Here is a 13,678-nt window from a genome sequence, read left to right on the forward strand (position 1 = left end):
GATGAGGTCGTATGAAATCCCCTTTGCACATTGGACAAAGGGGATACCCTTCCTTCTGGTATTCGATGTCTGGCTTTGTCTGTGTTTTCTCTCAGGAGTTTAGAGTCTCAGATATGAGCGGGATATCCCAGATGGTGATTATCTGCAGGGGAGTCTCGCTTCTTCTGCCGTTTTCAGTTACAAGTATCGCCTCAAGCCTTTTGCCCAGGGCACTGAACTCGCTGAATGAAGCTGCGATTTCGAAGAGAGTCGCTTTTCTGCTAACGAATTCGACTGCCTCATCTTCTTCCGCATAGTCCATCACGGCTCGAATCGGCATATCTTTTATGTACGCCCTCTCTTCTTCGCCAACAAAGGCCATCCACCTGGCGATCGCATTCGTAGTGAGAATTCCTCTAAATTGCCTTCCCTCATAGACGGGTATCTGAGAGAATGACTTCTCCCCTATGATCTTCAGGGCTTTGTCAACCGTATCGTTGAGGTCGATTGTAACGACTTTTCCTGATTTGAATATCGTAGATACCCTGGGTGGAGCGTTCAACATTTTGGCAACGTGTTCAATATTTTCTACGACTTCCTTATGCGGTTCTGCAATAGGTTTGCCATCACTTGTTAGCGTGTGGACAATTGCATTTCGGAGTTCAGCGTACTCGAGTAGTATGTCGAGGTAGTTGCGCAGAGTTTTGTCGCTCTTTGATGCATCTCTCAAGGATCTTGCGAAGCCGTCGATCCGGTAATCTTCGTTTATCTTCCTCAGATAGCCCTCTATCGATCTGAAGGCCTGCATAAACCTCTCTGAATTGTCCATATCGACCTCCTGAATGGAACTTCGCTTACAATCGCAGAGAATCAGTAATGGTAGCAGAACTGGACAAGAATTGGAGAGACGACTCTCTACCTAAATAGAGTATATCAAAACAGCGGGGCACTGGGAGAACTGCAGATCTACAATCGTAGTTGACAAAGGAATATCATTGGTGACTCCGGAACTTTCTGAACTCTCAGATCTGTTTTTCGAGCAGTATTATAAGGTTTGTCAACTCATTCCAATCACATACAACTTTGTGAAACGAATCCAGTTCATAAGTTTCAAAGAGCAGTCGGGGGAATGGCTGCTCTTCAGGAGAAAACTGAATCTAACTGCCATGTTATTGCCGTGTGAGTCACATAGAAAGAACAGTATACCGGTCTACTATTTCTGTATCCTGAGTGAAAAATCTAGGAGTAGCTTTCATCAGGCGAGGTATTGGAGATCTCATTTCAATGTGGAAGCGCTCCAATCAACCATTATTGTGGTGCGACATCAAACTATCGAGAACCTTCTTGAGTTTCTTGTACGTCTTCCCTTTCAGGGGATAAGGGAGTGTGAGCAACCAGTCGTTTATGAGCGCAATTGCCATTGTGTAAGCTCTTCCTTCCTGAATCAGCTCAGATATTTCTTCGTCTTTAAGAAGGTTGCTCTCTAGGATCATATCTGCTCTCTTATCGATATAGGGTTTTGCGGATTCCAAAAGCAACTCGCGGATTTGTCTTTTGACTATCTCTCTCTCTTTTTCCCTCATAAATCATTATCTCCTTTCCTGTCTTCATTAAGAGAATGATCCTTTATCTTCATCATCTTCCACGAAAGTCGATGCAAAACAGTGCCTGATGAGAAGAAACTTCCGTAATTTCAATGTGAAATCGCAAGAGCACTTCCCAAGCAAGCAGCTCATTTGAGTCTCAAGANNNAACATCTCCGACATTTTCAAATCCATTCTTCTCGATTAACGACTTGATCTTTTCTCTGCCAAATTTCATCATCTTTTCCCTCCATTCTTCTCTTCCATTCTAAAGGGTTTACACAATCTTTTTTACATACTCCACGTCTTCTCATGAGCGCAGCGAACGTCTCGAAATCGCTCCTTCACGTGGTCTTGTGCATAATCCACTGCGGTTCTTATAACGTGCGAGTACGCTCTTGTTTTATTTATCAATACTGAAAGCCAAGGGTCCACATCGGAATACAGTTTAGATGAGGAATATCTGAATCGTCTCTTATTACGAAGTCTGCCTTCTTTTGTTTTTTCCGCCCACTTCAACGACTGTTTTGTTTATCAGGAAGTCCTCATTTCGCTCATCCGGACAGGCAAAAACTCTGTCACCCGCGTCTTCGAAGGCCTCGGCCACATAAGCTTCCCTTCTTGTGCCTGTGTTTTTTGCGCCTATGGAGTAGAAAGCGGGATCGCCGAAGAATATCTTCTCGCCTTTGGAGAAGGTTCGATTGTCATTCTCTTTGAATATTATCCTTATTATCCCTGTTGCGTCCATTATCGAGAGAAGTTCATAGAGTTTTCTCTTTCCTATTCCCCACTCTCTACTCATTCTCTCGATGTTAAGGGTAGGGACTTTCGATATCGCTAGGAATCCCAGAACGGCACTCATCAACCTGAAGTGAATATCTGAGATTTGAGCCACAAAGAACGGGACATCACCGTGGATAGTTTTTTCGATAATGTGTTCAATCTGTTCTTTATAATCCCACTCTAAATAAGACGGTCTGAATCCGCGGTCAAGATACTCCTCGAAAGCCGCCAGAACGTTAATACTGCCCATTATCTCTTTGACCACAGAAGAGTCGAGAGCGAACGGATTGAGTAGCGGCAAAAGCACACCGTCTCTCAGATATATGTACTCTCTCAAAGACATTAGGGGGATGTGGACTCTGGAGAATCTTCTGGAGAGATCCGCAATGCCCTGTCTCAGTATCAGGCTGCTACTATCGCTTGCTATTATTAGCTTTGTCGGATAGGCGTCGTAGATGGCCTTCAGATGAATGCTCCAGTCCCTTGCATAGTGAGTTTCATCGACGATTATTCCCTCGTAGCCCCTGACAAATGCTGTACTCGCTATACTCCAGAGGTCAGTTGTGGCGACCAGAGGATTGTCGGCGGAGAGGTAGAGTATTCTTCTGTCTCTGAATCTGCTCAAAAGGAATGTGGTCTTTCCAACACCACGAGACCCAAAGACCAGTACTGCCCTGTTCTTCATATCCATCTTTTCAAAGTAAGGCCTTAACCTGGAGGGCAGACTCATCTCCTTTCTCTTCTGTATCTCTTCAAGCGATTGAATTAACTTATCTGTATTCAAAATGCTCCCTCATGTTTCGTATCACTCTGAAACGATACTAGCACATATTCGTTCTCATACAAAACGATTTCGCTCGAGATGGATACGGACTCAGTTTGGGTCGGAAAGCGCGGTGTTTGTTGATTAGTGATTGGTGCAGAGCGTGAAGAGCCGTCCTTATAAAGAGCAGAAGAGCGGTTCTTCGTTCCAGAGCTAGGAGCTTTATTCTTGGTTCGCAAGAGCGGGAGAAAAGTTCATTGTCCTCCGCCGATAAGAGCCCTCTGGATGACGGCGAATCTCACGAACACGATGTTTATTGCTCGGCCTAACGCACGGAAGGTGAGACACGTATCAGTTTGTTCTGTTAGATTGCGGCCAGGTTCATTTTCTAAACAAGAAACACTTGAAATCACTTATCGAATTGATCATTAGTTTTATTCGAATTATTGTTTATTATTATGGCATGCGATTGCATTATGATAATTACAGAGGTGATTCATTTGACATACAAGGTTAAATATGGGTTTTCTCTTGCTGAAACCATTATGGTTTTGGCAATATCCTCGATAGCGCTAATTGCGATCATGCTTCTATACTCTTTATCAATCAGAGAAACGGAAAAGGTAAGAATAAAAACTGAAGAGCTTGGAGTTATATCCAGGATAGATCTTGTTCTTCAGAAAGAGCTTATGAAGGCGGGACCAGAATCGACTTATGTCAGGCCTGTGAAGCAATCCGGGAACGTGGTTGGAATAAGATATAAGGTTGATATTCCGCTGAATCACCATGATGTTACGAAACAGGTCTATTTTAAGAACGGGGCTGTCTTTGTCTGGGAAAAGGATTTCTCAGTATTAGATTTTTCCGAGTCCGAAATAAATACTCTTGAGCTTAATGGAAGCAGGATAGCTTTTTCCACACAGCAATATCCGGGTTTGGAAATCAGTTTCAACTTGGGAAGCAATGAAATCGACTATCAGATCCTTTATGGAAGAACAAATCACTACGCTAGCGTTAACTTGCTGGCGATTAAGTAGGGGCTCTTATGAAGAGAATGGGTATGATACTTCCAACAGTTTTGCTGATCCTTCTATTTGTGTCCATCTCATCGACATCTTTGATCAGCTTTGTGAACGCCAAGACGAGGGACATATCACTTGCTCAACGAAAACTTGAGAATCAGTTGGATGCAGGGAATACGTTCTTCGCACTCCTGGGTTATTTTCAGAAGAAGTACAGCGATTCTGCTGCGCTTAACATTGCTGCCATAAACACTTTTTCTGCCACCGATACTGCTCCGGAATGGTATAACTCAACGATACAGAAGATGTCAGTCGGGACGCTTGAAGATACGTACTGGTTACAGACCTTTGATCAATTTCAACACTCATTCTATCTTCCCACTTCCACGATGACACTTGCTCTCCAAGAGCTCACTCCCGGTGGCGATATAGAAGTGGTCGTCAGACCACATAAGGTTTTCCCGAATATGCTTCTTGCAACAATTAGGGTCACAAGGTCCGGTTTTGCTGAGAGTATCTTCTGGGGATTCATTAGTCCGAGATACTTCAGTAACTGGGCGGTTTTTCTTCTCAGTGGTATACTAGACGCTTATTATGGACCTGGAGAGTTTGTGGACGGACCATCTTACTACGGTGAAAATGGTATAGGAGTTGCGATAAACGTACCCCCGAAAACTGAAGCCGAGAAAGAACATCCGGCCAGTCAGGGGATAGGGGCAACGTTCGTGGGAAATATGATGAACCGTAAGCCAAGGATCTACCAACTTGGTTATAACGGGTCTCCTGAGAGAAAGACCTTGTGGATAGATGAAAACAACGACGGAGTCAAAGATCGCAAACTGCTAAGCGCCCAGCAGTACGTTGCCTGGACTGAGTACGGATCAAAGTACTATGTGTATTTTGGAGCCACAAATAGTAGTAAGCCGACAAAGATTATTATAGCGAATCAGCTTCAGGTGGATGGCAACGATCTGGTCTTGAGCGAGATTTTAACAAGCGAAACCGGAGAAATGCTTGAACCGGGGGGCGACGCACTAAAAGCTGAGGCTTTTACCAAATACTTCCCCTGGTACTTTCGGTCTGGACTCACGTATGTGACTGACGATATCAAAAGCTCAATGGAAAGCAAGTTTGGAGAGATGAAATCATACTATCAGGGGTTTATAGATAACAATAGGGTCGTATCCTCTCAGTCTGTGCTAGATTCATATTTCAACTCTTCTTCCATTGGCAACAATAGCCTTGGGGTCTTTTTTGGAGGAGCTGTACCGACTTCGATCACTTATGAGGGCAAGATCTTCAATAATTATTATTACATCGAAGACGTCTCTACGGGCAATAATAAGATAACCGTTAATGCTATAAATAAGCTCGACTATGGTTCAGTTGAGGTTTTGACAGATGTTCTTTCCGGGCAGCAAATCTTTGCCAGATACAATCTAAGCGGCTTCAACACGAGCGAGAAATACTCTGTTCACGAGTACTGGTATATCGAAAAGTATGAGGTTTGGGAGAAGAACAACAACGGCTGGAGCAGGAAAAGCCGGAATAATTCGAGAGATGTTGCTCAAGTGGTTATAACAAAGAGCTCGGAATTCGATAGTCTGCCTCCATGGAATGCGAAGAGCTTTTTTGTCACGAAGACCGGACAAGGTGCAGGAAGTGTTAATCTGCTTGATCAGGATCTTGGAACGATAGATATGCAGCATGCAGGCGTTTTTATATGCGAAAATGACATAAAGGTTGGCGGAGGAGGCCTTCCTCAGGGCACAGGTCACGGCAGTAAATTGTCTTTGGTTGATGGCAGATACTCCTTCATTTCCATGGCTGGTAATATCAAGATTATCGGGGACATAATATATAACGATATTTACAGCGATATTCAGCAATACCTTAACAAAGAACTAATCGGAACAAATGTCGATTTGAACCGCCTAGTTTCTGAGAACAATGCAAATGACATGCTGAACCTTGTGGCTATTGATAAAGACATCTATATGCCTTACGAGGAAAACAAGAATCATAAGAACATAAAGATTATGTCCAATATCTTTGCATTTGGAAACAATGGCTCCGGGTCCTTCCGTATCGAGAAATATCAGGACTTCAATGACATGGGCTACAGGCATGTGTTCGGGACAATAGTAGCCAAGTCGGCAAGTCCAACCTATACATATGATAACAATAATATAAAAGGTTTTCAGGAATTCAACGTATATGATGATCGTTTGTACTCAAATGAGGATTTGCCTGTCGCAACACCCGAATCAAGTCTACTTATGGCTTTTGGATTTGGAGCGAGGTGATGGTTTTGAGTAAGGGTTTTTCGATTGTAGAAATGCTCATTGCTCTTGTAGTTAGCGTCTTTGTTTTGCTTATTATGGTCACCTCATTCTCTTATGCGGTGAAATTCACAAGTCAGACATACACGTTGGTGAAAGACACAAATGTTGCGGTCTCGGCTGCAGTTAACCTGTGGCAAAAAGAGAGTACAGCCGACTTTTCGAAGACCAGCGACGTCTTCCAAAGAATAGCAAGCATAGATTCACAAATTGCCATAGATTTCAGCGAAACACTAAACGTTCATGAAGTGACATCCATTTACGGGAGTTCGAGACAGAGGTTCTATGTGAGTCCCAAGGATAACTGGTCCTGGAAATGATGATTTTTTCGCGCTGCCTTTGGGCAACCCAGAACCATAGCAAGTCCTTGCTGTAGGCTTTTGACAGGTGTTATTCTTCTTATTGAACAGTTCTGCTCTATTGTTCAAACGGTTGTCATTCGTCACTTCACTGATTCTGTACTTCTCAAAAGCATGAATCTGGTACGATCTTGCATGATACTTGTCGGGTGATTTTTTTATTTTTCTTTATTGGAGGAATCGTATGCGAAGGGGAGATTTCAACAAAGGTTTTTCGCTCGTTGAGCTTCTTATAGTTCTTGCTGTTATAGCCGCTCTCATAGCCGTAATAACGCCGCTTTCGCTTAACGCCATGAGAAAGGCGACGGCGATTATGATGAACGATTCAACGACAAGAATTATGCTGTACACGTAGAGAATGGCGAAACATGGATATTCCTTGAAGGATTTGATGAGGTGCTTGTAGCAGATTCCTATGAAGAAGTACATGGAGAACTAAGAGTGAAAGGTTCAGTTGTTGACTTCGTAGACAACGCTTCTTCGGGAGACTTCAATAGTCGCTTTCTTCCATGGTTCTTGAGAGCCGGGAGTAACAAGGTGAGTCAAGAAACCATAGAGGACCTCGAAACGAGATTCGATGAGATGGAAGATTATTACTCCAGTCACTATTCAAACATTACTTCGCTTGAAGATCTGCTAAATGCACTTGAAAGAGGTACTAGCTTGCCTCAGAATTCTCTCGGGCTCTACTTGAAAGACACTGAGAGAAGTTCCGGTTCTCAGGTGTCTGAGACTGAAACGTTACAGCAGATAAGTTATGAAGACTCGCAATGGCTAGAAACTCTACTGATTAATGATAATGACTTCTTGGATGCGTTTGAAGCCTGGATAGTTGATGATGACCACAGGAAGCTCTCTGCGAACTCAATTCTCGGGAAGAACGATAACATAACTGATGATAGCTTCACGTATGAGGAACTGAGAGAGATAATCAGTAGCGACCACGTAACGCTCTCAGGATTTGAATCCCCGATCATTGAGGAAAGGAGAAACATTGTTCAAAGTGAAACGACCGGAAGCCTTAGCATTTTGGACTCGGCTAATAGTGTAACTATGTCGTCAGATGTTCTTCTTGGCTCTCCACTAAACAATCTTGTCGGGCCAGGAGCCTTTGAGAGCTCAACTTCATATTCGGTGATTAAGTATCAGTGGGATAGGGAAGTAAGATCATCAAGTGACAGCCACCAGATCAGGGAACGAACTCGAGTTGCGAACAGATACCCTGTGCAATATGAGACGTCGACTATCGCTTTTTCTCTTGTCTTCACCGGATGGGAATGGAGACTCAGTGGCAAGAGTGGACCTTATCAAAAGGGACCCAGGTCATGGAGTCTTAACTCAAGCATCGAGGGGCCTGTAGCAATAGCAGTATGGTCCGACTGGAATTATTCTCAATGGTCTGATTGGGAAGTGATAGGTGGAAGTGGTGGTAACGGACAAAAAGTGGCAGATGCAGATGTCTATATGTATTTGATAACTCCGTCCGATGGTTTTTCCGAGATGAATTTCGATACGACCGTCATAATGAAAGTCAACTCGGAGAACGAAGAAGACTATCCTTCCTTCACTACCGAGGCTACTGCTCTTTCAAACAGAGGTTACTACGTGGTTGAGGAGGACATTGAAACAGGAGGTTCTGGAATACCTGGAGGTATTGGAACGACAGTGGGTAGAGAAGCAACTGTTATTGACGGGAGATACACAATAAGGTCAAAAGAGGGAGACATCAGGATTTATGGCGATATCCTTTATAACGATATGCTGAATGATTCAACTTTCAGAAGTTACGTTGATGAGCCGGGACTTGCCTTTGACCCAGACTACGACCCCAATGAGTCAGCATCCAACGCCTCTTTGAATGACATGCTCAATCTTGTTGCAACTAACGGGAACATTGTAATGCCTTACCAGAGCAATTCGAGTGGAAGAGATGCGATCAAGAATATCAAGTTATTTACTAACCTCTTCGCGTTCGGGAAGAATAGTGGGCATAGCAATACAGGACAGATTCTCATAGATGGCTACAATCGCTACAAAGTAGATATGGGTTTTAGGCATCTGTTTGGCACTATGGTTTCTATTGAAGCAGGTCCTGCAGGTCAAGCAGATCCTGCAGGGGCTCTCTCGAGCGGTTTCAGGAGCCGTAACTATTACGATGAGAGACTCTACGGAAACGAAGATTTGCCATTTGCATCTCCGGAGTCGAATATTCTTGAAGTAATGGGCACATCGATGAGATAGAGACTCCGTTCTGAGAAGACTTGCATTTTCAACGGAGAGATTGATCCTCATTTACCAGAGAGTGCAAATGGATATACTAGAACCGAGGGAAGTATTGCGAAGAAAGTGTCTTTTTGACTTGTTCTTCACAAAGCTCCGGATGTAAGTATGATCGAATCAGACCTGGTGAAACATTCGTATGAGAGAAGAAAAGCCCCGGTGACGGCGGGGCTTTTTGCTTAAACAAGGTATGACGACTCTCTAGTTCAAATAAGCTTCGAAGCCGTTTTCCATCAAGTCTGAGTATGTCGGAACATCTGTGTAGGTGAGTTCCGTGCCCATGAACATGTTGTAGCCGTTGATTAGCGCTTCGACGGTCGCCAGATGAAGGCCGACACGGTGCTTGAGAGGGTACTTCTCATCGTGGAGCACATCGGCGTTTTCACGCCACGTGTAGTCGAAGCCGGGATTGGGCGATTCAACAAGGAATGAAATACTTTCCGTGGCATCTCCGATTTCCCTGTGGCTAAGGCCTTTAAATCGTATGTCGGATTCTTCAAGGTTCAAAGAGACCCCGTAGTTGAATTCAATCTCCATAGTGGCGTATGCGCCAATTTCCAGCCCACGCTGGTGACAGACAAGCATGTACGCCAGTCTGCCTCCCTGAACCTTGTTTCCGTCGACAATGCTGTAGTTGTCTGGAGTATCGCTCTCATGCATGTCGAGGTTGAAATCGACTTTCTCGGTTCTTATCAGTTCAATTATCGCGAAGGCCAGCTTTTCGGTGGGGGTTCCGTCGGGTCGCCCGGGGAAGTTTCTGTTCAGATTTCTCGACTCGTAGCCCGGAAGCTCCTGTCCCGACTGATAATGGACGTAGACATCTGGATCGGGGGCACCCTGATCTTCGATGTCGGTATTTCTGTCTCCATATACTAGGAAACGTGGCCCGGACTTCGACTCGATTTGCAGAAAGTGATCCGGCTGGTTCGGGTAGAATACGGTTCCTATTGAAGCCGCGCTGCTGTTGCCAAAAGGCAGAACAATTATCCTGCCGCTCTTCACCAAAGCGTTTTCAATGAATATTGTCGCAGCTACGGTTCCTGCGATCTCCATTGGATGTGTACCACCCATAAGCAGAAAGGTGGGCCCGGGCACTCCGCTGTCCATGTAGTAGACTGGAGTATCCATGTTCGTTCCCTTGAGAGGTTCGAAGTAATCCGATAGCCATCCGGTGCTCGTTACGCCATAACCTGCACGAATGTCGGGCCTGAAAAAACTCGCCATTGAAAATGAGGCAACGAGAACCAGTATGAAGATGATAAGAGTTTTTCTCATTTGCTATTACCTCCGATCGTTTAGAGAAAAGCGGAGGACACAAAACTCTGTCCACTTGAACTACTACAATTATCACGGTTTGAATTTCGAGTGTCAAGTCTTCTTTGCCTGTGGAAGGTGCTTCGAAAAACGGTGATGTCAAGCGTCTTCATCATATCTGAGATATGCATTTGAACCATGAAGACTGGAAGAACGGAAGTTGATTCACTTCTTAGGAGCTTAAGATGGTCTGTTTCATTGCGTGATGCGGTAGAGTTCCCTGATCATGCTGAGAGCCAGCGTTCGCTATCGATCTCACACGGTGCAGCGTAATGGTGAGTAATGCTTCTGTGAAGCAACTCCGATAGTCTTGAAGTAAGGTGTTTTTAGCTATGGCAGCGAAGAGAACAAACCAACGTGTAATTCGTAGAATTCTGAAGAAGCGACTTCTCATAAGGACTGCCTATGGGGTCCTTCTCACTAAAAAAGGCAGTATATTGCAGCAAGAATCTAGCTTGGCTTTGAAGCTTCATCTTCGGACACATTCTTCTAAGAGGTTCCAGAAGTCTTTCATCTAGCGTTATTCTGATCTTCAGAAAGCGCCCGGTATAAAAGAAGCCCGGCCGAGAAGCCGGGGTTCATGAGTGATGTTCTCTTTGATTTCCATCCTAAAAGTGACAATTGCTAGATATCTTCTGAGACGAGTGACTCTATTCGGTCTCGAATCCAGCTCTAACATCGTTCATGAGTTCGTAGAAACCCGGGAAGGAGACCGAGACGCATGCTGCATTGCTTATCTCCGTGACGCCTTCTGAGAAGAGTCCCGCGACGGCGAGGGACATAGCCACTATATGGTCGTCGTGGCTTTCGACCTTTGCTCCGGTCAGCTTCTTGGCGCCATGGATAATCATTTCACGATCAGTGTCCTCGATCGATGCTCCCATTTTTGAGAGCTCCCTTTTCATTACCTCGACTCTGTCGGTCTCTTTCACTCTTATGCTTTCTATTCCCGTCAGTACGGTGTCTTCCTCAGCGTAGCATGCTGCGACTGTTAGTATGGGCAGAGCATCGGGAATGTCGGAACAATCTATGGTGATTCCCCTGAGTTTGTTTCCCCCCCTGGCCTTTAGAGAGTTGGTAGCCCCGTCGAGAGTTACGTCTCCACCCATCTCTTTCAAGATATCCACGATTACTGAGTCTCCCTGGCTTCCGGAAAGATCGAGATCCTCTATCACAATCTCGGAATCCGTAACCAGCGCCGCTACAAGAGGGAATGCAACGGATTCCCAGTCGCTTGGTATTGAAGTTTCGACCGTTTTGTATTCCTGGGGGCCTTCCACTTCGAAGAAGCTGTAGTTTTTCTCGTCGTATTCGATTTTTATCCCGTGTTCGGTCATCCAATCCACCGTCATCTGCAGATAAGGTCTCTCTATGGCTTTCTGGACTTCGATTCTTGTCTTGCCCTTTATCCTCGCTGAGGCAAGAAGCATCCCCGAGATGTACTGGGACATCTTTCCACCGAAGACGATCGTGCCGGCCCTCATGGGGCCTTTACTTATTACAGGAGCTGCATTGCTGTTCTTCCTTGTGGTTACGGCAAAGGCTCCCAGATCTCTCATCGCATCCAATAGTTTTCCCACGGGTCTCCTGCGGATCTGGTAATCACCCGTCAAAACAACGTGATCGCTCAGAGTTCCGGAGATAGCCGTGGCGAAGTAATAGGTCGTTCCGGAATTGCCGCAGTCGATCACATCGTCGGGAACTTTCAAGCCATCCTGAGAGCTCTGGATAGTCCATACTCCCTTTTCGATCTTCACGTCCGATCCGAAGGCCTTTGCGGCTCTTGTCGCCGAAAGACAGTCTTCACTGGGAAGAGGGCTTCTTATTGTTGAGAGCCCGTTTGCCATCGCGGCGATGAGGACCGCTCTTATTGTATGGCTCTTTGAACCGGGTACGGAGGGCCTCCCTGAGAGGTTATGCCTGGAAGCAAAGGCTATCATTTTCATTCCTCCTGTCCTTTGTCAGACCCTTTGGAGAAGAGCTTCCTCACTCCGGTCTTGACAAACTTGAAATTTGAAAACAGCGATATTAGTATGAAGGCTATCAGTATGAGGCTGATAGGTCTGGAGAACATTGAGATTATCAGATTGTCTCCTGCCGAAGCCAGCGATACCGCTCTTCTGAAATTGGCGTCCATCAACGATCCCAGCACAATACCGAGAATCATTGGCGCCACCGGGTATCCCTTCCTTCTCATAACGAAGCCAATCAGGCCAAAGATGGCCATAATCAGGACGTCGAATACACTTGAGTTTATTGCATAAGCGCCAATTATACACAAAATTGCTGCCACAGGAAGCAGGATCTTCTTCGGAATCAGCACCATTCTGGCCATTAGCGGTGCCACACTGATTCCGAGAGCGATTATCGACAGTGATCTAATTATTCCCGCAGCAAGAATTACATAGAAGAGATCGGGAGTCTGCGTGAAAAGCAGGGGTCCGGGTCTCAAACCGTGAACGTACATTGCAGATAGAAGGACCGCAGTAACCGCATCACCGGGAACGGCAAGCGTAAGCATCGGTATGAGTGCTCCACCTATACAGGCATTATTAGCAGACTCGCTGGCAACTATTCCCTCAACGGCCCCTTCTCCAAAGGGTACTTCTGGCTTCCTAACGGTCTTCTTTGACTGATCATAAGCAATCAGAGAAGCTACTGGACCACCCGTGCCCGGCAGAGCACCTATGAACGTACCTATCACTGCCGACTGCAGTGAAAGGAAAATGTGTCTCAATAGCTGCCGAAAACCAACCTTCTCCTTTCCCTGCTTTCCGGAAATGGGATCGAGAGAACGCTGACCTATCTGAACGAGAATCTCCGAAAAACCGAACAGCCCGATCAGAGCGGCTATCAGGGAAATACCGGCCTGAAGCCTCGTCGAACCGAACGTGAATCTCGGGGTTCCCATTATCGGATCGATTCCTATCAAGCTTATGATGACGCCTAGAGCAGTGCTTATCAATCCCTTCAGGAAGTTCTTCGACGTAAGAGACCCTACTGTCGTCAGGCCGAAGAGGGCAAGCAGGTGCGGGTCTCGGGTTTGGGGTCTAGGGTTTGGCAAGAGCTGAAAGAGCGGGAAGAACCGTCCCTCGTACTTCAAAGCCCAAGAGCATGGACCCGTCCTTGGAAGAGCGGGAGAAGAGCAGTTCTTACTTCCGACGTTGTGCGTCCTGGTTCTTGATCATCAGCTCCAAGTTCCAAGATGCAAGTTGCAGGAACAGTTATCCGTTATCGGTTCTCCGACGAAGCG

Annotated in this window: 10 protein-coding genes and 1 pseudogene; 5 read left to right on the forward strand and 6 right to left on the reverse strand. The window is 45.6% G+C overall.

What is annotated here, in order from left to right; all coding sequences use genetic code 11:
* Positions 1–91: 91 nt before the first annotated feature.
* From B3157_RS05895 to B3157_RS05905, 3 genes are all read right to left on the reverse strand, one after another.
* Positions 92–808, reverse strand: a complete 717-nt coding sequence (locus B3157_RS05895; RefSeq protein WP_292589559.1) for a CBS domain-containing protein — start codon at positions 806–808, stop codon at positions 92–94.
* Positions 809–1,280: 472 nt separating this feature from the next.
* A complete protein-coding gene (locus B3157_RS05900) occupies positions 1,281–1,562 on the reverse strand; it encodes a hypothetical protein (RefSeq protein ID WP_214079657.1) in 282 nt (93 codons plus the stop codon).
* 478 nt (positions 1,563–2,040) lie between these two features.
* The gene (locus B3157_RS05905) at positions 2,041–3,129 is read right to left on the reverse strand and encodes an ATP-binding protein (RefSeq protein ID WP_292589562.1); all 1,089 of its coding nucleotides are present in this window, start codon (positions 3,127–3,129) and stop codon (positions 2,041–2,043) included.
* 479 nt (positions 3,130–3,608) lie between these two features.
* Here B3157_RS05905 and B3157_RS05910 point away from each other — a divergent pair, with 479 nt between their 5' ends.
* From B3157_RS05910 to B3157_RS05930, 5 genes and pseudogenes are all read left to right on the forward strand, one after another.
* Complete coding sequence (locus tag B3157_RS05910) at positions 3,609–4,145, forward strand: PulJ/GspJ family protein (protein WP_214059860.1); 537 nt, start codon at positions 3,609–3,611, stop codon at positions 4,143–4,145.
* Between the two features lie 8 nt (positions 4,146–4,153).
* A complete protein-coding gene (locus tag B3157_RS05915) occupies positions 4,154–6,436 on the forward strand; it encodes a hypothetical protein (RefSeq protein ID WP_292589565.1) in 2,283 nt (760 codons plus the stop codon).
* Positions 6,436–6,792: a hypothetical protein gene (locus B3157_RS05920; protein ID WP_292589567.1), complete on the forward strand. Its 357-nt coding sequence runs from the start codon at positions 6,436–6,438 to the stop codon at positions 6,790–6,792. Before B3157_RS05915 ends, B3157_RS05920 begins: the two co-directional genes overlap by 1 nt.
* Before the next feature lie 223 nt (positions 6,793–7,015).
* Positions 7,016–7,141 (forward strand): annotated as a pseudogene (locus B3157_RS05925) (prepilin-type N-terminal cleavage/methylation domain-containing protein); the annotation flags it as partial.
* Between the two features lie 86 nt (positions 7,142–7,227).
* Positions 7,228–9,072: a hypothetical protein gene (locus B3157_RS05930; RefSeq protein ID WP_292589571.1), complete on the forward strand. Its 1,845-nt coding sequence runs from the start codon at positions 7,228–7,230 to the stop codon at positions 9,070–9,072.
* A 240-nt stretch (positions 9,073–9,312) separates the two neighbouring features.
* Here B3157_RS05930 and B3157_RS05935 read toward each other — a convergent pair whose 3' ends face one another.
* The 3 genes from B3157_RS05935 to B3157_RS05945 all read right to left on the reverse strand — a co-directional run bounded on the left by B3157_RS05935 (position 9,313) and on the right by B3157_RS05945 (position 13,528).
* Entirely contained in the window at positions 9,313–10,386 is a 1,074-nt protein-coding gene (locus B3157_RS05935; protein ID WP_292589573.1) for a succinylglutamate desuccinylase/aspartoacylase family protein, read from the reverse strand.
* 689 nt (positions 10,387–11,075) lie between these two features.
* Entirely contained in the window at positions 11,076–12,365 is a 1,290-nt protein-coding gene (gene aroA / locus B3157_RS05940; RefSeq protein ID WP_292589574.1) for a 3-phosphoshikimate 1-carboxyvinyltransferase, read from the reverse strand.
* Positions 12,366–12,367: 2 nt separating this feature from the next.
* Positions 12,368–13,528 carry a tripartite tricarboxylate transporter permease gene (locus B3157_RS05945; RefSeq protein WP_349680371.1) on the reverse strand — a complete coding sequence of 387 codons (1,161 nt, stop codon included), beginning with the start codon at positions 13,526–13,528 and terminating at the stop codon, positions 12,368–12,370.
* Between the last annotated feature and the right edge of the window lie 150 nt (positions 13,529–13,678).

This window comes from Mesotoga sp. UBA5557 (assembly GCF_002425715.1).
Lineage (GTDB): Bacteria > Thermotogota > Thermotogae > Petrotogales > Kosmotogaceae > Mesotoga.